At 42.6% G+C, this 24192-nt stretch carries 21 protein-coding genes and 1 pseudogene; 18 read left to right on the forward strand and 4 right to left on the reverse strand.

Translation table 11 applies throughout. The features are described from left to right. Positions 1–52 precede the first annotated feature (52 nt). The 5 genes and pseudogenes from RWX26_RS05790 to RWX26_RS05810 all read left to right on the forward strand — a co-directional run. A pseudogene (locus tag RWX26_RS05790) lies at positions 53–307 on the forward strand (hypothetical protein); the annotation flags it as partial. 569 nt (positions 308–876) lie between these two features. Then, a complete protein-coding gene (locus RWX26_RS05795) occupies positions 877–1179 on the forward strand; it encodes a TMEM175 family protein (protein ID WP_006151097.1) in 303 nt (100 codons plus the stop codon). After that, complete coding sequence (locus RWX26_RS05800; protein ID WP_000397555.1) at positions 1104–1463, forward strand: hypothetical protein; 360 nt, start codon at positions 1104–1106, stop codon at positions 1461–1463. The genes RWX26_RS05795 and RWX26_RS05800 overlap by 76 nt, the downstream gene beginning before the upstream one ends. Then, entirely contained in the window at positions 1460–1783 is a 324-nt protein-coding gene (locus RWX26_RS05805) for a potassium channel family protein (RefSeq protein ID WP_314580043.1), read from the forward strand. Before RWX26_RS05800 ends, RWX26_RS05805 begins: the two co-directional genes overlap by 4 nt. Then, entirely contained in the window at positions 1780–2829 is a 1050-nt protein-coding gene (locus tag RWX26_RS05810) for a DUF389 domain-containing protein (protein ID WP_314580045.1), read from the forward strand. The genes RWX26_RS05805 and RWX26_RS05810 overlap by 4 nt, the downstream gene beginning before the upstream one ends. A gap of 479 nt (positions 2830–3308) precedes the next feature. On the opposite strand, the gene RWX26_RS05815 is transcribed toward RWX26_RS05810, so the two are convergent. Both RWX26_RS05815 and RWX26_RS05820 read right to left on the reverse strand, forming a co-directional pair. Further along, positions 3309–4445: a YcjF family protein gene (locus RWX26_RS05815; RefSeq protein WP_002911688.1), complete on the reverse strand. Its 1137-nt coding sequence runs from the start codon at positions 4443–4445 to the stop codon at positions 3309–3311. Further along, a complete protein-coding gene (locus RWX26_RS05820) occupies positions 4435–4671 on the reverse strand; it encodes a hypothetical protein (protein WP_002911689.1) in 237 nt (78 codons plus the stop codon). The genes RWX26_RS05815 and RWX26_RS05820 overlap by 11 nt, the downstream gene beginning before the upstream one ends. Before the next feature lie 462 nt (positions 4672–5133). Between RWX26_RS05820 and RWX26_RS05825 the strand changes: the two genes are divergently transcribed. The 4 genes from RWX26_RS05825 (at position 5134) to RWX26_RS05840 (ending at position 12501) form a co-directional block, all read left to right on the forward strand. Next, entirely contained in the window at positions 5134–5577 is a 444-nt protein-coding gene (locus RWX26_RS05825) for a hypothetical protein (protein ID WP_002911690.1), read from the forward strand. Between the two features lie 216 nt (positions 5578–5793). Beyond that, positions 5794–7044 carry a dicarboxylate/amino acid:cation symporter gene (locus RWX26_RS05830; RefSeq protein ID WP_002911691.1) on the forward strand — a complete coding sequence of 417 codons (1251 nt, stop codon included), beginning with the start codon at positions 5794–5796 and terminating at the stop codon, positions 7042–7044. A gap of 14 nt (positions 7045–7058) precedes the next feature. Continuing rightward, a complete protein-coding gene (locus RWX26_RS05835) occupies positions 7059–7997 on the forward strand; it encodes a RimK family alpha-L-glutamate ligase (protein WP_004192329.1) in 939 nt (312 codons plus the stop codon). A 277-nt stretch (positions 7998–8274) separates the two neighbouring features. Then, positions 8275–12501, forward strand: a complete 4227-nt coding sequence (locus tag RWX26_RS05840) for a GH32 C-terminal domain-containing protein (RefSeq protein ID WP_314580051.1) — start codon at positions 8275–8277, stop codon at positions 12499–12501. A gap of 149 nt (positions 12502–12650) precedes the next feature. Here RWX26_RS05840 and RWX26_RS05845 read toward each other — a convergent pair whose 3' ends face one another. Then, entirely contained in the window at positions 12651–13487 is an 837-nt protein-coding gene (locus RWX26_RS05845; RefSeq protein WP_314580052.1) for a helix-turn-helix domain-containing protein, read from the reverse strand. A gap of 86 nt (positions 13488–13573) precedes the next feature. On the opposite strand from RWX26_RS05845, the gene RWX26_RS05850 reads away from it, so the two are divergent. Further along, on the forward strand, positions 13574–14608 hold the full coding sequence (locus RWX26_RS05850; RefSeq protein ID WP_314580054.1) for a Gfo/Idh/MocA family oxidoreductase: 1035 nt from the start codon (positions 13574–13576) through the stop codon (positions 14606–14608). 57 nt (positions 14609–14665) lie between these two features. Here RWX26_RS05850 and RWX26_RS05855 read toward each other — a convergent pair whose 3' ends face one another. Next, positions 14666–17773 carry an LPXTG-anchored zinc carboxypeptidase gene (locus RWX26_RS05855; RefSeq protein ID WP_314580055.1) on the reverse strand — a complete coding sequence of 1036 codons (3108 nt, stop codon included), beginning with the start codon at positions 17771–17773 and terminating at the stop codon, positions 14666–14668. Between the two features lie 254 nt (positions 17774–18027). Here RWX26_RS05855 and RWX26_RS05860 point away from each other — a divergent pair, with 254 nt between their 5' ends. From RWX26_RS05860 to RWX26_RS05895, 8 genes are all read left to right on the forward strand, one after another. After that, complete coding sequence (locus RWX26_RS05860) at positions 18028–18294, forward strand: ACT domain-containing protein (protein WP_002893729.1); 267 nt, start codon at positions 18028–18030, stop codon at positions 18292–18294. Between the two features lie 10 nt (positions 18295–18304). After that, positions 18305–19642, forward strand: coding sequence for a PFL family protein (locus RWX26_RS05865; RefSeq protein WP_314580056.1), 1338 nt, complete (start codon positions 18305–18307; stop codon positions 19640–19642). A gap of 132 nt (positions 19643–19774) precedes the next feature. Next, positions 19775–20671, forward strand: a complete 897-nt coding sequence (locus tag RWX26_RS05870) for a hypothetical protein (RefSeq protein ID WP_314580057.1) — start codon at positions 19775–19777, stop codon at positions 20669–20671. A 131-nt stretch (positions 20672–20802) separates the two neighbouring features. Continuing rightward, positions 20803–21504, forward strand: a complete 702-nt coding sequence (locus RWX26_RS05875; RefSeq protein ID WP_314580058.1) for a histidine phosphatase family protein — start codon at positions 20803–20805, stop codon at positions 21502–21504. Between the two features lie 98 nt (positions 21505–21602). Then, complete coding sequence (locus RWX26_RS05880; RefSeq protein ID WP_314580060.1) at positions 21603–22301, forward strand: histidine phosphatase family protein; 699 nt, start codon at positions 21603–21605, stop codon at positions 22299–22301. Continuing rightward, on the forward strand, positions 22288–23076 hold the full coding sequence (locus RWX26_RS05885) for a M15 family metallopeptidase (RefSeq protein WP_314580061.1): 789 nt from the start codon (positions 22288–22290) through the stop codon (positions 23074–23076). Before RWX26_RS05880 ends, RWX26_RS05885 begins: the two co-directional genes overlap by 14 nt. A gap of 214 nt (positions 23077–23290) precedes the next feature. Continuing rightward, positions 23291–23614 (forward strand): PadR family transcriptional regulator, encoded by a 324-nt coding sequence (locus RWX26_RS05890; RefSeq protein ID WP_002920200.1) that lies wholly within the window; start codon positions 23291–23293, stop codon positions 23612–23614. Next, on the forward strand, positions 23614–24186 hold the full coding sequence (locus RWX26_RS05895; protein WP_314580062.1) for a DUF2812 domain-containing protein: 573 nt from the start codon (positions 23614–23616) through the stop codon (positions 24184–24186). Before RWX26_RS05890 ends, RWX26_RS05895 begins: the two co-directional genes overlap by 1 nt. Positions 24187–24192: the final 6 nt, after the last annotated feature.

The following is a 24192-nucleotide window of genomic DNA, read 5'->3' on the forward strand; positions in this document are numbered from 1 at the left end:
TCAACTAGGATAACAACTATTTTTACTACTTTTCCATGATTATAGGGAGATTATAATCGTTGTTGTTTCAACGGTAGCAAACTGGTTTTTACATAAAGTAATTGATAAACCCAATATAGATCAGAAAGAATTACTTGAAGCTACCGCACAATATAGAAAGTTATTGATACCTGACCTAATAATTAAAGGAGTGGGATTGATTCTATCCTTAATTCTCTATCCTCCGATTATGATGTATAGTGTTTTAATTGCGGCATTTTACATCATAACTTTAAAAACACTATCTGAAAAAAGAGTGAATAACTAAAAAACGGTGACCAAAGTTAGGTGTATTATTTTAATGCTTACAGACCTAAACTATTCCCCTATTTATAATCTATTGATTCATATTTTATGAAATTAATCAGTAGATATCGTTCTGAAAAGCCTTGATAATACGCTGTTTTTAGTCCAACTGAAACCCATACTTTCCAAACCAGGCTTGAAAAAAGCTCGTAAAGCATCACAATTTAGTAAACGTTAAAACTTATTTAAACTTATTGAAAGCATTTCGTATCAAAAATACGGGATGCTTTTTCTGTTCACCCCAAATTTTTGTAACTAGGTGATACTTGAAATTAATACAAATTTGGTTGTTTTTGATAAATCTAAGCAACACTACATGATGAAGTGAAAGGGGATGAATCTTTGATAGTATTCACTTATTGTGAAATATGATATATTTATTAATTAGATGGATGAATACTTCTAGAGTTAAATATAGTATAATAGGGACATACTTTTTGGTTTATTTTTGTTTGTAGTCGGATTATGAAAGAATATCCAATATTATGCGATAAGATAGAATGTTACAAAAAAGAAAGGGGATGCAATCCGATGAAGAAAGACAGATTAATTGTATTGACAGATGCTGTTCTAGCAATTATTATGACCATCTTGGTTTTAGAGTTAGAAAAACCAACAACACCAAGTCTTGAAGCTTTTTGGGATTTACGGCAAAATTTCTTTGCTTGTTTTCTTTCCTTTTTCTGGTTGGGATCGTTATGGATGGCACTAAACACATTATGGGAAAAGGTTGAGAAAATTTCCTCAGAAATTATTTGGTGGAATTTGTTTCTACTCTTGGAGCGGCAGGAGTTCTCTTTGGAGAATTTCATGCCATCCAAGATACCAGTCTGAATGATGTGGTGGACCGGATCTATATAAATGTCAAGGATTTACCGTTTCAGTCCTTGGGAGCTTTAGCTAATATCCTGTCTGATATTAAGAAGGGACTGATTCAAGACAGTCATATCTGGTCTTTCTTCCAGTCATTTTTCAAACAATATCAGTTGATAATCAGCTTAAATCAGATCTATCAGTTTGTCTATCTTTCTCTGATGGAGATCATGTCCTATCTTCACTTTGATTATTGGAAAAAAACGGCTCGGTCAGGAGCTAGTATGAATAAGGAGAACAAATGAAACGTTTAAAAATGTTATGGCATATTATGCAGGTTACGGGTTTTACTCGGTTTGCTCTGAGTTTTGTGACCTTTGTTTTTGGGTCAGGAGGCGTGCTTTTCCTAGTTGAACCTGCTATCACAAATTACGGAGACGGTCTTTGGTATGCTTTTGTGACTTCGACGACTGTCGGCTACGGGGATCTCCTAGCTGTGACCTTGATTGGAAGGATTACCAGTGTCTTCTTGACGATTTATGGGCTCATATTTTTTGGCTGTTTATCAGCTGTTATTTTTAATTATTATACCGATTTAAATAAGGAAAGAGGAGAGGACAAATGACTGCCAATTATTCAACACGGGAATACCGTGAGAAATTATACGATGACCTTCATGTTCGATTGAGAGATACAGCGATTTTGATGTGTGCAATTTTTATTGCCTCTATCGGACTAAATATGAATTCAACAGCTGTCATTATAGGAGCCATGTTGATTTCACCTCTCATGACACCGATTGTTGGACTGGGATTCGGTTTAGCTATTTTTGATACGCGTTTAATCAAGCAATCTCTAGAGGTTTTATTGACTCAAGTGTTGGTCAGTTTGCTTGTCTCGACTCTGTATTTCTGGATTTCTCCCTTGTCTTATGCAAGTAGCGAGTTGATTGCACGAACCTCTCCAACCATTTGGGATGTCCTCATTGCTATTGCTGGTGGGATTGCTGGTGTGATCGGTTCAAGGAAAAAAGAAGCAAACAATATCGTGCCAGGAGTAGCCATTGCTACAGCTCTGATGCCGCCTATCTGTACTGCTGGCTATGGTTTAGCTAATGGGAATGTACGATTTTTATTGGGGGCTCTCTATCTTTTCTTGATCAACTGTGTCTTTATCATGCTAGCCAACATTGTTGGAACAAGAATTTTGATGAGAAAATCTCCTTTAACTTCATTTAAAGAGCTGAGCATTAAAATGAGAATTGGCTTGATATCTTTGATTGTATTGTTGATTCTTCCAGCTAGCTATTCGGCAGTTACTCTGACAATAGAACAAGCGCGCAAAGAAGGGATCAAACAGTTTGTAGGAAAAGAGTTCGCCAATTATACGGTTATTAATCAAGTCTACAAGTCAAGTAACAATGAATTGGTCTTGACGGTTGTTGGAGATCCGATTTCAGAAGAAGAATTAGAAACAATTCGCCAAAAACAAGCCTCTTACGGTATTCAATCTGTTCAATTGAAAGTCAAGCAATTCCATAATTCGGCAAAATTAGATAGTGAGACGATTAAGGAATTTTACGAAAACATTGACAAGTATATCGATCAAAAACTCTCTGAAAAAGATTCACAAAACGATCTCGTAAAAGAAAATGAAGCAGACAAGGATTGAGGACAATGAACTGAATCGGTTTTTACGCCGTGTTTTTCTTGTATCTTCCTCTTTCTTACTTATAGCAGGTTGTTTTTGCTTGAATAAGAAATAAATTAGAAGTTCTATCATCTAAGAAAAATGATGAACAAAAAATCATTTAACTAATGGTGTGAACGTTTAGTGTTTATCAGCTCCATTCTCTGTAATTTTGGGGGTAAAATCCACACCATTCGGATAAAATTAGTTGAATTTGATTGGAAAAAAGCTTTTATAAAAGCGGAGAAAAGTCTTGATATTACGCTGTTTTTAGTCCAACTGAAATTCATACTTTCCAAACCAGGTCTTAAGAAAGCTCGTAAAGCGTCACAATTCTCAAAACGTTAATCAATACGATACTATCAACATTTACAGACATTCAAGAATTTCTCTTGGATGTCTTTTTTGATGTAAAAAACAATTTAACCTAAAAATACACCAAGATTCAAAATCTTGGTGTATTATCTTTTTTTAGATAATTGTTCTCTAAAAAGTTTTGTCATTTGTTTTTGTCCGGCAGGAGTACCTAGTGCTTCTTTGCTTATTTCTCCTTTAAATATTTGTTCCATTAAAAATAGGTAAGCCTCGCCTAAAGCAGTTGTAATTAATCCAGCAGTGGTTCCAGAAATCGTTCCGCCAACTGCTGTTCCTACTCCGGGAATAAATTTGAGTATATTAGAGACAATTGTTTTTCCGAGGAATGTTGCTCCCCCAGACCCTAAGGTTGAGGATACAAAGGCGGTTAGAAAAGTTTTATTTATATCAAGGCCAAATATTACAGTGATGCCAGTAATCATGCTTATCTGGGTTGGAACAAGCATGAATGCATCTGCGAATGGAACTGGAGCGAAACCTTCACCAAAACTTGCTGCTACTGCAGTCGCAATGACTGCCCTAGCATGTTTTTTTTTAGATTCCAGAGATACTTTTTGGATATTTTGGAGAGTATCTTGTAGTTCAGTTGGCAATACCTCAGACATTACATCAATCAAAGTATCTAATCCAAAAGCTTTAGCGACATATTCCTCATCAAAATCCATATCTTGAGCTAAAATTGGCACAACTTTACAAACATCTAAGTTTTCCTGCTCAACATGAGCTTTCATTTCTAGTGCTTTCTTCTTAGGTACAGATTGAGTAAGGACAACAATGATAGGTACCTTAGACGTTTTATTCTTCTCAGAAAACTCTCTAAGCCATTCCACTTCCGAACTATCGAAAGTACGGTTTGAACCGACATTAATACAATACCAAATGCAGTGGATCACCTCATTGATATCATTAGAAGAGTAACCGTTGTTAATTAGGTTAATCACTTCATCTTTGACACTCTCCTGTTGGGTATATGATAATTCAAAGCCGGGTGTATCATAGATAGCCAAAGGATATCCATTTTTTTCAATTTTGCGAATTTCCTGAGTTACTGGTCTACCCAATCCAGTATCGGCAAAATTACCTCTAAACAAACTGTTGATTAGTGTGCTTTTACCGACACCTGATTTCCCAATTACGATGATGTTTAATCTTTTTAAATTGTGAATTCTATCATTAATCGCATTGAGACATTGTTGCGCAATATTGTCAGTATTAATTTGCATGTTCTTCTACCTTTTTATATTCAGATTTTTTAACCAATTTGTCCTTGCAATCAAAAGTTACTTTTCGATGATTAGTTATTTTTACTTGCTTTTTATACAAATAATTTGTAGTTTTTTTCAAAACTTTAGGCAGAATCACTGTAGAAGCTAGAATTAAAACTCCACTTCCTAAGATATATTTTACTTTAGAAGAATTTCTTTTTTTGTTACCTTTTGTCTTTGACATAATATTTCTCACTAATATGATTTTTAAAATAATTATATCATATAAGAAATTAAAAGAGTCAATTTAATGATTTTGGTTATCTCTTTGTTTTAAAGATTTTAGAACAACTTCTCCGATAGAAATTGAAGTAATGTTAGCAGAGTTCTATTAGGTGTAATGAAGAGGATGTAAAGATCTTGAAGATAGAGAAGTAGTTATGTGGTTTTCAGCCTGTCTGGCTCTCCAAGGTACAAGAAAAATAAACCACCTGCCTTGCGTGTGTGGTCCCTAGATGGGTGGCTATGATTTGTAAAATAAGTCTAAGTAAATTGCTTGATAAGATTTAGTAATTTATAGATTTTAAAAAATTTATATAGTAAACTAGATGTGTAGCATTGGGTTTTGAGTGACTGAAAAATTAGTATGGATCGTACCAGTTGTTTTAGAGAATTAATGTGGTATCAAAAAAATTAAGGAGACGTTATGGAGAAACGAACGAAAATCATAATTGCAACAATTGCAACAATAGTTGCGCTCGTAAGTCTGGGAGGATGTGCCATGACTCAAAAAGAAAGTAATAAACAAGATAAGAAAATTACTTCTTCAAAAAAGGCTATCAAAGATGATAAAGAAGCTATCAAGCAAAAACAGCTCGCTTATCTCAAAGAACATGAGCAAGAAATTATAGATTTGGTAAAAGCTCAAAGTCCAAAAGTCGAATCAGTTCAGATTGATTGGGAAGAGACGCAATGGAGTGATGGTGGGCTTACAAATCCCGAGTATTATATTAATGTTTTTGGGCGAATCAATAATATTGAAGAATCGGGTTGGGGAGTGGATATACCGATTAATGATGATGAAAGTGTAAATCTTGAAGAAATGATTATAGGTAATTACATAAGTATCGGAGGTGAACCGATTGACTAATTAGAATTTGAAAAGTTTTAATAATATATGCTTCGTTAGAGGAATCATTCTATAGGCATAAAACTAATAGACATTCAAGAGCTATTTCTTGGATGTCTTTTTTCCATTATTCAACTTCCCATAAAATTCTTCTATTACTTTCATAGAAATTATATATTAGCCAGATAGGGGCAATCATAGTAAAATAGCTATCAAAATAGACTAAAGGAGTTTGGAATGAAGTTAGTTTCTTTATGGTCAAAGGTTTCTCTGGGCTTGCAACTCTTGATTGCTTTGATTTTGGGTGTTCTTGTTGCTCTTATCTGGCCGCAGTTTTCGGCTTTTTACCAATTTCTGGGTCAAGCTTTTATCAGTTTGATTAATATGGTGATTATTCCACTGGTCTTTCCAGTTGTGGTCGTAGCTGTGGCTGGTGTGATCGGCAAGAAATCTTTCGGGAAGCTTTTGTCAAAGAGTCTGCTCTATTTCTTTGGGGTCACGACGGCGATTACTTTTATTTTTGTCTTTGCATCTTATTATCTGGGCTTTGGTCAGGGAGTCAATATCGGTCAGGCGGGATCCAGCATTGACGGGATTGCCAAAAGTATTCAGTTGGATGAGTTTTTGCTTAGCTTCATTCCCTCTAATATCGTCAAGTCGCTTTCAGAAGGGGCTTTGCTTCCTATCATCGTCTTTGCGATATTTTTGGGTTATGGTCTTGGGAGTCTTAAGGAAGACAAGTCACAGAAGTTTATTGATTTATTACAAATTTGGATTGAGGCTATTTATAAAATTGTCGGTGTGATTGTGAAGCTGTCTCCGATTGGTATTTTTGGTTTTATTGCTAAGGATGTGGCTACGACAGGAGTTGACAAGTTGGCCGGTTTGGGGCAATTTGTAGCAGGGACTTATCTGGCTTATGGGGTTCTAGCTTTAGTGATTTTTCCTTTGATTGCTCTTACTTTCAGAATTCCTTATCTAACAAGCTTGCAACGGATTTGGAGTCTTTTGACTTTGGCTTTTGTCTCTGGCAGTTCCAGTGTTGTCCTGCCGCCGCTGTTGAAAGATTTAAAGAAGCAGGGCTATGATGAGCATGTCATAGATTTGGTTGTGCCTTTGGGTTACACTTTTAATCTTGAAGGGGCTGCTGTTTATTTCTCTGTAGCAACTATTTTTATTGCCCATGCTTATGGGATTGCTTTTTCTGTATCAGGACTTTTCTTTACTGTTTTGCTTTTGACTTTGATTGGTAAAACAGCTGCGACGGTGCCTTCTGGAGCGATTGTTGTCTTGCTGGCAGCTGCGCCTCAGCTAGGCCTACCGGTGGAAGGCGTTGCCTTGATTTTTGCGGTTGATTTCTTTGTCAATGCTGGTCGAACTGCCCTCAATGTTCTAGGCCAGGTCTTGGCCGTCAGTGTTATTGAAAAGACGGAAGGCAATGTAGTAGAAGAATCGAAAAGCAGCAAGCTGGCTGTTCGGTATTCATAATGGAGAGGAGACTTATGAGCCAAGCAAAAGTATACGTTATTCATGAAAATTTGGAGTGGACGCAGCACTTGGTCAAGTGGCTGGAGGAAAAAGATGTGCCCTATGAACTATGGGATTTGTCAAGTGGGATTCTAGATTTGCAGAGTCCGCCCCCAACAGGAATTTTCTACAATCGGATGTCTGCTTCTTCTCATACGCGTGGACACCGCTATGCACCTGAATTTACAGAGCAAGTTCTAACTTGGCTGGAAGCTCACGGTCGTAAAGTCATCAACGGCAGCGGGGCTATTAATTTAGAAATAAGTAAGATTAAACAATATTTGAAGCTTTCTGAAGTTGGAATTGCTTATCCAGAGACAGTAGCCGTTTTGGGACAGGAGAATATTCTTGAGGCGGCTAGAAAGCTTAATATTTATCCTCTGATTACCAAGCATAATCGGGCTGGGAAAGGTTTGGGAGTACAGCTCTTCAATAGTGAGGAAGAGTTGGAAGCCTATGTAGACGGTCCTGCTTTTGAGCCTTCTGTGGATGGGATTACCCTGCTTCAGGCCTATATCAAGCCTGCGGATGGTCGGATTCGTCGTTCGGAGTTTATCAACCAGAAGTTTCTTTATACAGTGTCCATCGATTCATCAGAAGGCTTTCAGCTTTGCCCGGCAGATGGGTGTCAGATTGGACAAAGGCCTGCTCAGCTAGAGACCTCGGATAAGTTTCAAATCACGGAGCCGCTGCCTGCTAGTCAAAGGCAGGCTTACGAGACATTTCTAGCTCAGGCTGGTATTGATGTGGCGGCTATTGAGTGGGTAGAGTCGGAGGCAGGTCAGATCTATGTCTATGATGTGAACACCAATACCAACTATAATCCGACAGCAGAAGAAAAAGCAGGAATTTTTGCTCATCAGCATCTGGCAGAATATCTAAAGAACGAGCTGGCAGCATCCTATCCAGAATAAATTTAAAACAAACAAAAGCTTTCCGTTTAGGAGGCTTTTTGTTTTTTTTCATTTCGAAAATATGACATCTGTCATTTTGTTTTTATGACAAACGTTAGGTGAAGCGCTTACAAAAATTTGTTATATTTAGATTATTGAGATTGCTTCTTTTTTATAAAGGAGTTAGGTGCTAAATGAGGTGTTCATTTTGAACAAGAAAAGGTGAAAGGAGTGCGTTATGTAGAAGTGATTTGGTTGTGAGGAGTCTGATTTTATTTTTAGAATATTGAGGTGTGTCATGAAAAATCATCTGGAAAAAGTGTGTAAAAATTGGTTTATGAGAAAAAGCGGCAAGCGTTGGGTTTTTGGGTGTGCCCTGCTGGCTTTTGGAGCATTCTTGTTAGATGGGGGTGGAGTGGTTTATGCGGATGAGGCTAAGGCTAATCCAGCTCCTGCGCAGGTCTTGCAGGCTGATTCATCAGCTGTCTCAGAGCCTGAGAGCGGACAAACAGCTGCTCCTACAAGGAATGCCGATAAGACAGAGAATCTTGTAGCTGGGGAGACTGCTCCAACTGCAGCGACGGAAGCGGATGGTCAGGATGCAGCAGTAGAGTCAGCCAACCAAAAGGCTGATAAGGATAATCAAGTCACAGCAAACGCTAAAGAGACCAAACAGGAAGAAGACGAACAGCCAGCAGCGAAGGAAGTTGCTTCGGAAAAACTCCCTGCCGCAGAGACTGTAGATAAGCAGTCAGGCTTCAATACTAATTTGGCAGAAGCCAAGGGAGACAAAAATGGAGTTTGGGAAGTCCGGGAGCAAGGTCTTTATAGTGATGCCAGAGGCAAAGGTGATAGTTTCTTTTACTCACAAAGTCAGGGCAAGGATTTTGTTTACTCAACGGATGTAACTTTCCTCAGTAAGGAAGGGGCGGCAGCCCTCATTTTCCGCAGTAATAATAATCCGGATGACAAGAGCAGCTATGCAGTTAATATTGATGGTAGTAGCAACAATGTGAAGTTTTGGCGTTGGCAAGGCGGGCGTGACTATCAGTTTATCAATGAAAAACATATCGAGCCAACGGATGATAATAAATATCGTCTCAAGGTCGTTTCTATCGGCTCTTGGGTATCCTACTATGTCAATGATATTCTAGTAGCCAGTTCAGGAGATTACACACTTCAGAGAGATGATAAGGGGCAGAATACTTACTTGTCAGAAGGATATTTTGGCTTACTTAACTGGAATAGTGAGCTGCTTTTTCAAAATACCTTTTATAAAGAAATCACTTCTCAGTCTAATCCCGAGTTGGAGGATATAAGGGTAACTTCTTCGGTTGGGAAAGTAGAGCAGAAAGGTCAGTTTAGTGCTCCTATTACCATCCAGTATGTCAAACATGATGCTGAGACGGTAGACTTGACCGTCGTAGCAAAAAATCCTGCTGCCAAGGTAAGCGTGACCGATGCTGCAGGTAGGGTTTATAGTGATTTGAAGAATATCCCGCTGGCAGTGGGGGCAAACTATTTGACTGTGACCAGCACTGTGACGGATGCGGATGGGCAGGAGGTCAGCCTGACTTACCGGCTTAATGTCCATCGTCGGCAGGCAGATGAGGTATACTACAATGAGCTCTATCGCGGTCAGTATCATTATTCGGTCAAGGACGGTTGGGCCAATGATCCCAACGGGCTGGTTTATTACAAGGGAGTCTATCATTTCTTCTATCAGTTTTATGACGATACCAAGTGGGGGCCTATGCACTGGGGTCATGCGACCAGCAAGGATTTGATTCATTGGGAAGAACAGCCGATTGCCTTTTATCCGGATGCTAATGGAGCTATGTTCTCAGGCTCTATCGTCGCAGATACCACCAATTCCTCTGGTTTGTTTGACAATGACCAGGGCGGTTTAGTCGCGCTGATTACTGCCGATGGAAATGGTCAGCGCATCAAGTTGGCCTATAGTAAAGATGAGGGTCGGACTTGGACGAAGCTTGATCAAATTGCAGCTGACTGGACGGATGATCCACTGCAATCTCAGGATTTTCGTGACCCCAAGGTCTTCCGTTGGGAGGGTAAATGGTTTATGGTCGTTGCAGGCGGACCGCTGAGAATTTATTCGTCTGATAATCTGCGTAATTGGAAGGTTGAGTCAACCTATGCGGATCTCCATACGGAGTGTCCAGATCTCTATCCTCTACTGGCAGATGATGGTAGCCTAAAATGGGTCCTGTCTCGTGGCGGGCGCTCCTATAAGGTTGGTGATTTTAGACAGGTGGAGGGCAAGTGGACTTTCGTCCCAGATGCTGAGTTTGCTCAGGCTGATCAGGTCATGAACTTTGGTAAAGACTCTTATGCGGCCATGACTTACTACGTTCAGGACTTTGGCAGCAAGGCTAATCCAATCCTACCCGACATTATTGAGTCTAACTGGATGAATACCTGGGAAGATTACTGTAATCTGGTAGCCGATACCGTCGGTCAGAAGTTCAACGGGACCTTCAATCTTAACCTCAAACTAGGCCTTATCAAGCAAGACGGAAGCTATCGGCTGACTCAGACGCCAATAGCAGCCTATCAGTCTCTGCGTCAGGAAGACAAGGCTGTATTGTATAAAGACGTGGAAGTTAGTGAGGAGAATGGGCTGTTGAAAGATTTTTCCGGTGATCAGTATGAAATTGTCTCTACTTTCCGGCCAAGTGAAACGACCAAGAAAGTCGGTTTTAACCTGCGGGTTGGAGATGGAGAAGTGACTAGAGTTACCTATGATTTAGAAAAGGAAACTCTCTCTATTGACCGCAGCCAGTCCGGCATTCTTCTCAGTAATAAATTTGCTCAGGTGGATAGTCAGTCCGTCAAGCGCAATGCGGATGGCAGCATAGATCTGCATCTCTATGTGGATCGCTCCAGCCTAGAAGTCTTTGCCAAAGGGTATACTGTAGCGGGTGCCAATCAGATTTTCCCTGCGCCAAATAGCCTTGCGGCTAGTGTGTTTGTAGAAGGTGGTGCTGCTAAGGCTGACATTGCTCTTTATCCGCTGAAGGGCATCTGGAAAGACAAGCAGGTAGTGACCAAACCACTGGAACTAGTGCAGGCTTCTCCTGTAACAAATAATATTTATGTCGGTGATAGTTTGGATTTGAAAGCATATGTCATGCCAGCAAGCGTCTCTCAAGCGGTCAGCTGGAGTGTGGATCAGCCAGACCTAGTCTCTGTCACGGAAGATGGCAACAAGCTACGAGTGACTGCTCTGCAAAGGGGTGTGGTCAAGGTAAGGGCAACCTCTAAGGAAAATCCAATTCTTTCCAAGGTTTTCACCATCAATATCAGCCGTAATGACTTTAAGACCAATGTTCCAGATCTAAAAGCTGTTTCCGGTAAGTGGTATGTCGACGGTGAAAGCCTCTATAATCAGAATACCAGCTCCAATGATTATTATATGGGAGGTCAGAAGATTCCTTTCCCTGAGTATAACTTGGATGTGGATCTCAAGTATCAAAAAGGCTTGATTAACATCTTCTATGCGTCTGAAAATGTTGACCCTCGCAATGCTTATTCTATTCAATTTGGCGATAATGATAAGATTCGACTTTACCGCTTTATGGGAGAAACGATTGCAGAAAGTAGCATGAATGGCAAGCATCTTAATGACGGCCAGTTCCACCATGTTAAGCTAGTGAAAACTAAAAATGGTGTCAGTGTATCTGTGGACGGTGTAGAATACCTGAACCACCAATTTGATACGGTTGAGCCTTATTATAATGATGCCTACGTCGGTCTGGGACTCTGGGATGGGGACTTGGAAGCACGCAATTTCTTTGTGACCAATCTTCATGCCCCAGCAGTTAATAAGGCTTCTCTGCAGAAAGTGGTAGACAGTACGGCTAGTCTAGATCCAAGCCTTTACACAGATGAGACAGTTCAGGCTTACCAGTCAGCCTTGGCTCGAGCCCAGTCTCTCTTGGCAGATGAAAAAGCGGAGCAGGCAGATTTAGATAGAGCAGAGAAGGATCTGAGGACAGCTTTAGCTGCCCTGGATCTGAAACCAAGTCATCAGGTCACTCCGGAAGAAGGGATAAAGGACCTAGTGGAAGAAAAGCCTTTCTTAGAAATCGTAATGGAAGAAATTGCATATCGGACTCGAGAACAGGAAAATCCAGAACTGGAACAAGGGCAGCGGCGGATACTTGTAGCTGGTCAAAAGGGTCAAAAGCGAGTCTTTGTAGAAGTCTTGAACGGTCAGCGAACCGTCCTCGGTCAGGAAGTGCTCTCTCTAGCAGTTGATGAACTAGTAGAAGTTGGCAGCAAGGTGGTGGCTGAAAGTGCTAAACAGCCTTTGACAAGGACCCAGCCTCAAGCTCTCAATCAAGGTGAGGAAGGGAAAGTTATTTCGTCGCCAAGATTGCAGCCAGCTCCCGACTCAGCTCTGCCTAAGACTGGCACTCAAGAAGATAAGTTTCTGCCTCTGGCTGGTTTAGCTTTTCTGGGAATGGGGCTTCTAGCTGGAAGGAAGAAACAAGAAGACTAAGATGCTAAGCGATGGTTATTTGCACATAAAAAGGATGGGTGTTTTCCCATCCTTTTTTGATATAGATACGGCCTGTGAAATGATTAGTTTTTAGCTGAGCACGCTCCAGTATCTGGCAAGAAATTCTACTACATCCATCTGCTTGATTTTTAATCCTCTATCTGAACTTGCATCCGGATGAACATATCGCGGTGCTGCTCCTGGAGTTGTGGCTGTTCATGGATGACCTCGCAGATATAATCCCCCACAGGAGTATATCCAGCTTGGGACAGAGCCTGGTAAAAATGCGGCAGAGCTTTAAGTTCATCTGCAAAGGAAGGGCAATAAGCAACAGCATAATTTCCTGCCGGCAGCAATATTCGATTTAAGTGAGGGAGTTCATTGGGAGTATGATGGAAGAGACAGAGTTGCTTGGAAATCCATCTTTCTTTTTGGAAATCTTCTTGTTTCATAATGGAGCCGACGCGGCTGAAATGGGTAAAAAAAGGACTGTAACGCATAATTTCTTGCTTGAAGCAGCGGAGAGCAAGTTCGTATTCTTCACTTTTCATTTGATAAATATTTTGATCAATTTCAAAAATAAGCAGCTGACGCTCAGGAAAAGTTAGGATCTCCAGTTCATGCTCCCTTTGTTTTTCGCCATAAATCCGTGCACCAGACCGAAAAATTTCGATTTCTTGGATTTGTTTTTCTAAATTCTCTTTTTCCTCTAGAAGGCGCTGATAGCGCTCCTCGATAAGCTGGTGCAGTTGGAAATGGTCTTTGTCAGATAGGATTTCTTTGATGTCTTCTAGAGAAAAATTCAGTTGACGCAGGTACTGAATGGAGTCAACCAGAGAAGATTGATTGATGTGGTAGTAGCGATAGTTGGTTTCTGGATCGACTTTATAGGGTTTTAAAAGATCGATTTGGTCATAGAATCGTAGAGATTGGATGGAAATCTGATTTATTTGGGAAAACTCTCCGATGCGCAAAATTTTTTTCATTTTTTCAAACCCTCTATTGACTCTCTAGTTACTAGAGATATTATACTATAATTGTGAAAGAAATAACAATAAATGGAGGGTTTGCCATGAGAAATACAAAAATTCGTGCTGTCCAATATGGCTGCGGCAAGATGTCTAAAGTGATTTTCAAGTACCTACTGGATCACGGTGTAGAAATCGTGGGAGCTATTGATAACAATCCTGCTGTAGTAGGACAGGATGTTGGTGATTTTGCAGAGCTAGGCCATAAGACTGGTGTCCTGATTTCTGATAATGCTGAACGTGTCTTTGGAGAGTGTGACCCAGACATTGCCATTGTCACCATTGCTTCCTATATGCCGGAAATGTATGATTTTTTTGAAACAGCCATCAAGCATGGAGTTAATATCATCACGACCTGTGAGGAAGCGATCTACCCTTGGACGACCTCACCGTCTGAAACAAATCGCTTGGACAAGCTGGCTAAAAAATATGGTGTCACTGTAATGGGTTCAGGCATGCAGGATATTTACTGGATTAATATGCCTTGCTTGGCTATGTCTGGCCTTAATCGCATTCAAAAGGTGAAAGGGATTGTCAGCTATAATGTGGAAGATTATGGTCTGGCTCTCGCAGAAGCACATGGTGCTGGTTACGATTCAGAGCGATTTGAAAAGGAAATTGCCAGTGCTGAGAGTCTGCCGTCCTATATGTGGAATGCTGCTGAAGCTATCTGCTCTAAGATGAACTGGACTATTCAGGATATTTCGCAAAAGAGCGTTCCTTATATTCTGGATGAAGATGTTTATTCTGAAACGCTGGGACGCACAGTCCCGGCAGGGCAAGTAACGGGGATGTCAGCTGTGACGACCATTCATACCCACCAAGGAATTGAGTTGGAAGTAGAGTGTATTGGCAAGGTCTATCGTGAAAATGACGGAGATATGTGTGATTGGGAAATTACTGGTGAGCCAAATCTAGTCTTCTCAGTCAGCAAGCCTGATACTGTAGCCTTGACCTGTGCCACTATCGTCAATCGAATCCCTTCTGTGTTAGACGCACCGGCAGGTTATGTGACTTCAGAGTTGGCGCGTGAGTTGGCCTATCCGACCTATCCGCTTCATACCTATGTGGAAAAATAGAGAGTTTATAACTAAAAATACACCTCCCGCATCAATTGGGAGGTGTATTTTTAAGTATTAGTCTTCCTTTTTCTTTAAGAGGAAGAGTCCAGCTGCTCCTGCAACCAGAAGTCCAGCTAGCACGAAGCTAGCACGTGTTTCTTGGCTTCCGGTCTCTGGTAGAGTCTGATTGTTGTAGGTCAGGGCTACTGTCCGAGCCGGCGGATTGACAGTGGCAGGTTTCCAGTCAAGTACAGTCTGACTTGGCGCTTGGTAGGTTGGGTCAGGTGTCGCAGGACTTGGGAGGTCTGTCAGCTCGGCCAACTGGCTGCCAAAGATAGCATTGGAAATCCAGCGGTAGAAATGAACAGGGTGAAGGCGGTTAGTCGGATTGCCGGCGTAGACAAAGAGAGGCTTCTCGTTATAGGTACCAGCAATGGCTACGACTTTGTTGGCTAGTTGCTCATTGCCAGGCCACCAGCCAGCGATATAGAAGTCACTTCCGGCAATGCTGGCAAGAGTTCTAAAGTTGGCAGGAATCTTAGCAATCCAGTTACCAGAGTTGGAGTAAAAGAGTCCATCCTTCTTGTAGCCGCTGGTCAGCGGGTCTTGGTCTTGGATAACGGCCTTCATCAGTCCTTCATAATCACTGCCGTTCTTGAAGCGCTCAGCGTCAAATCCATCTAGGATACCTAGTTTTTCCAAGCGCTGCATAGCAGAGCCTCCGACGACGATGGTTGGCTTAAGTCCGACAAGTGACTTGTCATAGTTGTTGCTTTCAAGGACGATGACGTCCGCTTCTTCTGGGCGGTCAACGATTTCAAAGCCCATATTCTTCAGAGCTAAGGCAGTATGAGCTGGTGCGTCCACACCTGCCCATGAAAATTGATGCGGTGGTGCGTAGACCTTGAGAGGCTTCAGAGTTGGTCCCTGTGGAATCTTATAGAGGGCATCACCGTAAATGGCATAGCGATCCAGAAGGCTGGTAAAGGTCGGCGTATCAACGATATAGCCATCGTCTGTCAGATAGACCTTTTTTCCTTCTGCAAGCGCTTGATTGACGGCCTTAACGGCACTTTCAGACGTATTGGCAATGACATAATAAGGAGCTTTCTCGTCAACCAGACTGGTACGTGCAGCACGGAGGGCTGTCACCTCTCCTAGCTTGCCTTCAAAGAGCTTGTCGCCAAAGACTGGCTGGGCTTTGAAGCCTTTCATATCAGGGAAATTGACAACCAATTCCGCATACATAGCTGCCCACTTGGATTCATCTGAGCCCTTGTAGAGGACATGATTGGCATAGCCACGCTTAGCTTGCGCCATATCGACAACCAGATCACCTTTTTTATAGTTGCCGCTGTCTTCTTTGAGTTCTTTGACAAGCACACCGTTGCGCTTGAAATAGTCAATCATATTAAAGGCTTCTTGGCTATCGTTATCTTTATCTAGCCCCATCGGGATGACATAGTAGTCTGGGAAGAATTTTTCCTGGCCTTTTTTAATCCGGCCTACGACCTGACCATCAGGTCCGACGAGTTCATTTTCTGCCTTAGGATCTTCGACCTTATTAATACCGCGCAGGTAGAAGTTGAGACGCATCTCCATGAGTTTATCTGGGTTCTTAGCGAGATAGTCCAGACCTCCTAGGACCGCATAATATCCAGCCTTGTAGGACTCTTGATTGCCCTCTGGGATTTCGATAGTATGTCCCAGGATGCCATGGTACATAGAATAAACCGCTGTGTAGCCGGAGAAGGAATCGTCCCATCCGTCTCCCCAGTCGAGTTTTGGAATGATGTATTTGTCGTAGCCAGAGTTGGCAACGCCGGCCCGCCCCATATGATGGGCATTGTCCAGCATGAGGTCTGCCAAAAGGTCATATTCAAAGTTAGGATCATGCGGCGGGGTTGCTGGCTCAATCAGGAATTCCTTGACAAAGCCATGGATATCATAGAGGGCAATTGGGTTCCATTTGTTAATCAATCCAGCAACGGTGCGGGTTTCAGGATTGGCTTGGTAGCCAGTATCTCGGTTAGGGTCAAGGCCATTGGCCAGAGCCCGCGTGTTGAGGACATCGCCGTCAGGGTTCTCCGTAAAGTCAAAGAGGAAGATAAACTTCTTCAGTAAATCTTGGATGTTGAGAGTGACAAGTTTTTCAGAACCATCGGCAGCGGTTGTTTTGAAGCTGACTTGGTCTTTGGTCGCAAAGGTCTTAAATAGACCTGTGATAATATCAATCCCAGGCTGTTCATCAGCGTGGGTGTTGTTAATGAGCACAGGCAGTTTGTAGTCCAGATTGCCATTTTTGAGAGCTGCCAGCATTTCTGCTGGTTTGGTCAAGGCCTCCGGATTAGTTGTGCTGAGGTAGTCGTCAATGCTCTTTTGGTCAGAACTGATGATACCCAGCTTGATATCACGACCCTGAGCGCTCTTTCCTATGTTCTCAATCTGTACCAAGCGGTCCGTTTTAGCATCCTGTCTGCTCTTTTCAATAGCTGCCAGCATTTCCTCATGACTGTGGAAGTCTTCGTAAGGGCGCAAGATGATATTTTTACGAATGGTCAGTCTCAGGTCCTGACTCGTACCGACCAATTCATGGCTCCCGATAAAGTTTCGATAAGTGCGGCGGATATTGTTGGGAGAGCGCAGGCTGAGATCTTGTCCGAAAAGTTCCTTAAACTGCAGATTCAGATGAAGGTCATTTCCGTCAGCCTTTTCCTCAATTGTGACAAAGGGTTGGCCGGTAAAGGTGCCGCTGTCCATGTTCCAGGTTTTCCAGTCAGCAATCGGTTTATTGTCCAGAGTCCAGGTCAGCTTGCCTGCCTGAGAGCCCTGTCCTTGGACGGTATCCTTGAGCTCTGCAGACTCAGACATATAAACGGTGCCATCAGACAGCTGGGTCTTGGCTTCTTCAGAAGCAGCTGCTCTTGTTTGAGCTGCTGCAGAGACAGCTGGATTGTCCGCTGCAGGAGCAGGATTCTGTTCTTTTTCTCCTGTCTGATTTGGAGCAGCTTGAGCAGCTTCTGTCGCAGGAGTTACAGTCTCTACCTGATTGGCAGCCGGCTGTGACTCAGTGCTGTTCTGCTGGTCAGCTGCGGCCTTGCCCTGAGCTAAAACAGCCATCAATACTGCGGCTGATAAACTCAAAGCCTGAGTATAGAGACGCTTCTTGTATGAATCGTTCATTAGGAAATCTCCTTTGTGTAAAATATTCTATATTTAGTATAACAAATGTCGAAAGCGCTTTCAAACAAAAATAGAAAAAACATACAAAGATGTTCAAAATAGTTTCTCAGGTGAATTGCTGAGCATATGAGATTTTCCTTGTTCTGAGTGCTATTTGCAATATCCGAACCTTCTGTCTTTATTTTCTGAAATAGTATACAAAATCCTCGAATTTATGCTACAATGAGACAAACTAAAAATGATTGGAGCCAAGCATGAAAGCAATTATTACCGTTGTCGGAAAAGATAAAACAGGGATTGTAGCCGGAGTTTCCACTAAGATTGCGGAGCTGGGGCTGAATATTGACGATATTTCCCAAACCGTTTTGGAGGAATATTTTACCATGATGGCCTTGGTCTCAAGCGATGAAAAGCAAGATTTTACGGCCCTTCGCAATGAGTTTGAAGCTTTCGGCCAAGAGCTCAATGTCAAAATCAACATTCAAAGCGCAGCCATTTTTGATGCCATGTACAATATCTAAGGAGTGAAGGATGGATATTAGACAAGTAACAGAAACCATTGCCATGATTGAGGAGCAGAATTTTGATATTCGGACCATCACCATGGGCATTTCACTCTTGGACTGTATCGACACAGATATTGATCGGGCGGCGGAGAAGATTTACCAAAAAATCACGACCAAAGCCAAAGACCTAGTGGCAGTTGGGGATGAAATTTCTGCTGAGCTGGGAATTCCCATCGTCAACAAGCGGGTATCAGTGACTCCGATTTCTCTGATTGGGGCAGCGACAGACAGCAGTGACTACGTGCCTCTGGCTATGGCTTTAGACAAGGCAGCTAAGGAAATCGGTGTTGACTTTATCGGTGGTTTCTCTGCCTTGGTTCAAAAGGGCTATCAAAAAGGCGATGAAATCCTCATTAATTCTATTCCACGTGCTTTGGCTGAGACGGACAAGGTCTGCTCCTCTGTCAATATCGGATCGACCAAGACCGGTATTAACATGACGGCAGTTGCGGATATGGGGCGGATTATCAAGGAAACAGCCCAGTTTTCTGACATGGGGGCGGCCAAGCTAGTCGTCTTTGCCAATGCGGTAGAGGACAATCCTTTCATGGCAGGCGCCTTTCACGGTGTCGGTGAAGCAGATGTGGTCATCAATGTCGGTGTTTCTGGGCCAGGTGTTGTCAAGCGAGCCTTGGAAAAGGTACGTGGTGAGAGCTTTGACGTGGTGGCTGAAACGGTCAAGAAAACAGCCTTCAAAATCACTCGTATCGGTCAGTTAGTCGGTCAGATGGCCAGCGAGCGTCTGGGCGTCAAGTTCGGGATTGTTGACTTGAGTCTGGCTCCAACACCGGCAGTCGGAGATTCAGTGGCTCGTGTCTTGGAAGAAATGGGCTTGGAAACAGTTGGTACTCATGGCACGACAGCGGCACTTGCCCTGCTCAATGACCAAGTTAAAAAAGGCGGTGTCATGGCCTGCAATCAGGTTGGTGGTCTGTCTGGTGCTTTCATTCCTGTGTCAGAAGACGAGGGCATGATTGCGGCAGTGCAGAATGGCTCGCTCAATCTAGAAAAGTTGGAAGCGATGACAGCTATCTGCTCGGTAGGCTTGGATATGATTGCCATTCCAGAGGCGACACCTGCTGAAACCATCGCGGCCATGATTGCGGATGAGGCGGCGATTGGCGTTATCAATCAAAAGACGATAGCTGTGCGGATTATTCCGAAGGGCAAGGAAGGCGATATGATTGAATTTGGAGGGCTCTTGGGAACAGCTCCGGTCATGAAGGTCAATCAGGCTTCGTCAGCTGCCTTTATTGCGCGGGGTGGTCAGATTCCAGCGCCTATTCACAGCTTTAAAAATTAAAAAGCTAGATTTGAAACAGCTTTTAAGAAAGCATCGTCAAGGACAGCTATTCAGTTTCCGAGTAGGAGTTTGCGGGATTGAATCTAGCTGGATGCTTGAAATATAGGGGATTATAAGGAGATTGTTTAGGTTATGAATAAAAGAGAGCTAGCTGAGCTGGCCCTTGATTTAGGTTTGGATTTTGATAAGGAGAGCGGCATTATATATGGCCGTAGAAGGGATTATGCTTTTTATCTAGAGACCATAACAGATGGCGATGAATTTGCGATTTTCTTTTCAGTCAGATGTGAGCAGGGCTATATCGGTCGAGATGCCTTGGAAGCTTTGATCAATGATTCTGAGGTTTTGATTGATTTTGAGAGAGCTGGCTATAACCTGGCCTGTCAGATTTTAGCTAATCAGGATCGGGATCTGCTGCCGGATATTTTGGAGGAGGCTATCGAGGACTGCACCCGCTACTTTGAGGAGCAAGGGCTGGTTAGCGCCTGTGAAAAAACCGGTGAAACCGGAGATGTGGACTTGTATCAGATCAAAGGAGATTGGCTCTTTCTCACGCCATCTAGCTATGAACGGATGGTTTCCATCTCGCAGGATAAGGTGACAAAGCGCTCCCTTCCTCATCAAAGTCCGCAGAAAATACATTATTTTCTGGGTGTTCTCGGAGCATTCTTGACGAGCTTACTTGGTGCATGTCTTGTCTTCTTTCTGACAGGTGCATCCTTGGCCATGGGCTTCATATCAGGTTTTACACTGCTATTTAGCATTGCTTGCTATGAAAAGTTTGTCAAAGGCATTTCTGTTTTAGGAATTGTAGCAAGTTTCTTTTTTACTTTAGCAATGAGCTTTGTAGCTGTTCAAATTGGTTATGCCAATTCTTTTTATCAAGGGGAAGGCAATATTTTGCAAGCCGTTATCGCTATTAATAAAGCGGATCTATCCGGACAGTTTGGTCTTAATTATTGGCTCCATTATCTGTACATTATTTTTGGATGTGTCAGTGCTGTAAAAGTTCATATTAAGTCTCTATAGTTAATTAGATGCTGACTTCACGGTGAGCCGCAGTCTATCAAGATGAGGAAGCGTGTTCTCCCTCTTCTTTATCCTAAAGAATCCGAAGGTCTATACTATAATAAACAAAGAAAAAATAAAAGAGGTGAAGTATGTCAAAAACAAGACTCTATGTTATCCGTCATGGCAAGACCATGTTCAATACTATCGGCCGGGCTCAAGGTTGGTCTGATACCCCGCTGACTGCTAAAGGTGAGCGCGGTATTCGTGAGCTGGGTATCGGATTGCGAGAGTCTGGCTTGCCTTTCGTTAAGGCCTTTTCCAGTGATAGCGGCCGGACCATTCAGACTATGGGGATTATCCTAGAGGAGCTGGACCTGACTGGCCAGATTCCCTATCGCTATGACAAGCGCATCAGGGAATGGTGCTTTGGCAGTTTTGATGGTGCTTATGGGGGTGAGCTTTTTCATGGCGTTATCCCACGTGTTCTTAAGACGGATAATTACAAAGAACTCAGTTGGCCAGATTTGGCGAATGGCCTGGTAGAAGTGGATTCGGCAGGTTGGGCTGAGCCTTGGGACAAGCTAAGCGGTCGGATTTTAGAAGGATTTGAAGCCATTGCTAGAGAGGTAGAGTCCTCTGGTGGCGGAAATGCTCTGGTCGTCAGCCACAGCATGACCATTGGTACCTTGGCTTATCTGATTGATGAGAATATCACGAAAAATCCTAATGTCGAAAACGGCAGTGTCACAGTGCTGGAGTATGAAGATGGTCGCTTTAGCATTCAAGCTCTGGGCAATGTGACTTACCGTCAGGTCGGCGCAGCCATATTAGACCGAGAAAATCAAGAATGAGCAGGAGTTTTGAGACACCTGCTTTTGCTTTGAAAGCCAGATGGCGCCAATTTCTTCATAAAATGGTATAATATGAAAAGAATAACGGAGGAAATGAAATGGCAAAAACAAGATTATACTTGGTTCGTCATGGAAAAACCATGTTTAATACTATCGGCCGGGCTCAAGGCTGGTCTGATACCCCATTGACAGAAGTCGGGGAACGTGGCATTCATGAGTTGGGCATTGGCTTGAGAGAAACTGGGCTTGATTTCAAATTGGCCCGTTCCAGCGACAGTGGCCGGACTATTCAGACCATGGGCATTATTCTAGAGGAACTGGGCCTGACAGATCAGATTCCTTATACCTTTGACAAACGGATTCGTGAATGGTGTTTTGGCAGTTTTGATGGTGGTTATGATGGAGAGCTCTTTATGGGTGTGATGCCTCGGGTTTTCAATATTGAGCACGTTCATCAGCTCAGCTATGCTGAGTTGGCAGAAGGCCTTGTAGAAGTCGATACAGCGGGCTGGGCAGAAAATTGGGAAAAGCTTAGCGGCCGAATTTGGGAAGGCTTTTCAGCCATAGCTGAGGAACTGGAAGCTGCTGGCGGTGGCAATGCCCTTGTAGTCAGCCACGGCATGACCATCGGAACCTTTGTCTATCTAATCAATCGAACTCGGCCTCATGGTTTGGACAATGGCAGTGTGACGGTTGTAGACTATGAAGACGGTAAATTCACAGTAGCTTGCGTCGGAGACATGTCTTATCGAGAGGCCGGTGCCAAAGTAATGGAGGAAGAAGTTGAAGCGCGCTAAACATCGCAAAGAAAAGAGAAAATCGAAGTCTAAAAAGATTGGGTTGACACTTTTGCTGTTAATCGTCTTGTGTCTGGCAGCTGGAGGAACGGCGATTTATTTCCGTCCGTCCTTGTTACAAGATCTGCTTGCAAAGATTCAGTTTTCAGGTTCGTCTAGTAGTTCTGCTACGAAAGGCTCTTCTGGCTCAGAGAGCTCGCAGTCTGATTTGCCCAAGGTGTCTTCTACTGACTGGAATTTGATTTTGGTCAATCGTGACAACCAGCAAGAAGAAAAAACACCTAATCTGATTCAGATCGGAGAGGTACAGGTCGACAGCCGCATTGCTGAAAATACTCGGCAATTTCTAGCAGCAGCCCAGGCGATAGCTCCTGAAGAAACTCTAATCTCTGGCTATCGCAGCCGAGCAGAGCAGGAGGAACTCTATAACGAAAAAGTTGCTGGGGAAGTCGCCAAAGGCTTGTCGAATGAAGAAGCAGTTAGCATCGTGCTGAAACAGGTGCAGCTTCCAGGAGCCAGTGAGCATCAAACGGGCTTGGCTATTGATATGAGTGCTCCAGAAGGCCAGGAGGATGAAGTGGCAGCCAAGATTGCTGAGCTAGCTCCCCAATATGGCTTTGTCCTTCGCTATCCGGATGGCAAGAGTGACGTTACTGGAGTTGATTTTGAGAACTGGCATTACCGTTATGTCGGTGTGGAGAATGCCCAGTATATGCAGAAGCATAATCTGGTTCTGGAAGAATACATCGCCCTACTCAAGGCAGCGGGAAAATAAAAAAGTAAGTCAGGTGTTCCTGGCTTTTTTTATGCTGATTTAGATTTCTAATCCTTTTAGCTTCTGATTAAAGCAGCTTTAGCAACAAACATAGAGATACAAAAACGAACCACTTTCTGTAAAAAATATTTATAAATCCTTGACAACTATATCGGACTGCGATATAATTTTTATATCAAGGTTCGATATATCGAGGTGAAAGTGAGATGAGAAGATGAGTGGATTGACAGAAAAGCTTAGGAGAGTCTATGTGCCAATGACAGAGACAGGTTTTTATATCCTCTTCTGTCTTCAGAAAGAAAGGCATGGCTACAGTATTACTCAAAAAGTCAAGGATCTGACAGAAGGACAGCTATCTATCAGCCCTGGAACCATGTATGGAACCTTGGCAAAGATGGAAAAAGATGGTCTGATTGCCTTTGTTCGTGAGGAAGAAAAGAGAAAACTCTATTCTATCACAGAGCTTGGAAGACAGATTTTAGAGTTGGAAATCCAGCGGATTGAGCGCCTTTACCGCAATAGTAAGGAGGAAGTTTGATGGAAAAGAAAATTGTCTATAAAATCTTTACCATTGCAGACTATGACAGAGAAGCAGCTTATTTTAAAAAAATGCACATCCAGGGCTGGAAATTGAAGAAAGTAAGTTATTCTCCCTTTCTTGTTGCAGTTCGTTATACTTTTGAAGCATGTCCGCCTCAGGAAGTGGCCTATCAATTAGATTTTCGCCCCATGAAGAAGGCGGAGCAAGAATCCTATTATCAACTGTTTGAGGATTGTGGCTGGGAGCATATTACAAACTTTAATCAATTTTCTTATTTCCGCAAGCCAGTTTCTCAGATTGATGCGGAGAGCAATCTTGAAATCTATAATGACGCATGGTCTAAGCTAGAAATGGTCAAACGTTTACTTGTATGGCGGTTTTTACCAGCCATCATGGTTTTGTGTGTCACTACCTATCTCATTCTAGATATTTCCCAGAGAAGTTTGAAAGCAAGTCTGTTATTCAAATCAATCTTAGTAATAGACTGTCTTATATTGCTCATTCTGTTCTGTCAACTGGTCCATATTGCCTTGCGTTTTTGGAAAATGAGGCAGGAGCTGAAAGACTGATTGCAG

Source organism: uncultured Streptococcus sp., assembly GCF_963536705.1.
Classification (GTDB): Bacteria; Bacillota; Bacilli; order Lactobacillales; family Streptococcaceae; genus Streptococcus.

Bases quoted from the DNA above. Each gene is read 5' to 3' on its own strand.
- RWX26_RS05795 (WP_006151097.1), top strand. From the start codon at position 877: ATGAAGAAAGACAGATTAATTGTATTGACAGATGCTGTTCTAGCAATT.
- RWX26_RS05805 (WP_314580043.1), top strand. From the start codon at position 1,460: ATGAAACGTTTAAAAATGTTATGGCATATTATGCAGGTTACGGGTTTT.
- RWX26_RS05810 (WP_314580045.1), top strand. From the start codon at position 1,780: ATGACTGCCAATTATTCAACACGGGAATACCGTGAGAAATTATACGAT.
- RWX26_RS05815 (WP_002911688.1), bottom strand. From the start codon at position 4,445: ATGCAAATTAATACTGACAATATTGCGCAACAATGTCTCAATGCGATT.
- RWX26_RS05820 (WP_002911689.1), bottom strand. From the start codon at position 4,671: ATGTCAAAGACAAAAGGTAACAAAAAAAGAAATTCTTCTAAAGTAAAA.
- RWX26_RS05825 (WP_002911690.1), top strand. From the start codon at position 5,134: ATGGAGAAACGAACGAAAATCATAATTGCAACAATTGCAACAATAGTT.
- RWX26_RS05830 (WP_002911691.1), top strand. From the start codon at position 5,794: ATGAAGTTAGTTTCTTTATGGTCAAAGGTTTCTCTGGGCTTGCAACTC.
- RWX26_RS05835 (WP_004192329.1), top strand. From the start codon at position 7,059: ATGAGCCAAGCAAAAGTATACGTTATTCATGAAAATTTGGAGTGGACG.
- RWX26_RS05840 (WP_314580051.1), top strand. From the start codon at position 8,275: ATGAAAAATCATCTGGAAAAAGTGTGTAAAAATTGGTTTATGAGAAAA.
- RWX26_RS05845 (WP_314580052.1), bottom strand. From the start codon at position 13,487: ATGAAAAAAATTTTGCGCATCGGAGAGTTTTCCCAAATAAATCAGATT.
- RWX26_RS05850 (WP_314580054.1), top strand. From the start codon at position 13,574: ATGAGAAATACAAAAATTCGTGCTGTCCAATATGGCTGCGGCAAGATG.
- RWX26_RS05855 (WP_314580055.1), bottom strand. From the start codon at position 17,773: ATGAACGATTCATACAAGAAGCGTCTCTATACTCAGGCTTTGAGTTTA.
- RWX26_RS05860 (WP_002893729.1), top strand. From the start codon at position 18,028: ATGAAAGCAATTATTACCGTTGTCGGAAAAGATAAAACAGGGATTGTA.
- RWX26_RS05865 (WP_314580056.1), top strand. From the start codon at position 18,305: ATGGATATTAGACAAGTAACAGAAACCATTGCCATGATTGAGGAGCAG.
- RWX26_RS05870 (WP_314580057.1), top strand. From the start codon at position 19,775: ATGAATAAAAGAGAGCTAGCTGAGCTGGCCCTTGATTTAGGTTTGGAT.
- RWX26_RS05875 (WP_314580058.1), top strand. From the start codon at position 20,803: ATGTCAAAAACAAGACTCTATGTTATCCGTCATGGCAAGACCATGTTC.
- RWX26_RS05880 (WP_314580060.1), top strand. From the start codon at position 21,603: ATGGCAAAAACAAGATTATACTTGGTTCGTCATGGAAAAACCATGTTT.
- RWX26_RS05890 (WP_002920200.1), top strand. From the start codon at position 23,291: ATGAGTGGATTGACAGAAAAGCTTAGGAGAGTCTATGTGCCAATGACA.
- RWX26_RS05895 (WP_314580062.1), top strand. From the start codon at position 23,614: ATGGAAAAGAAAATTGTCTATAAAATCTTTACCATTGCAGACTATGAC.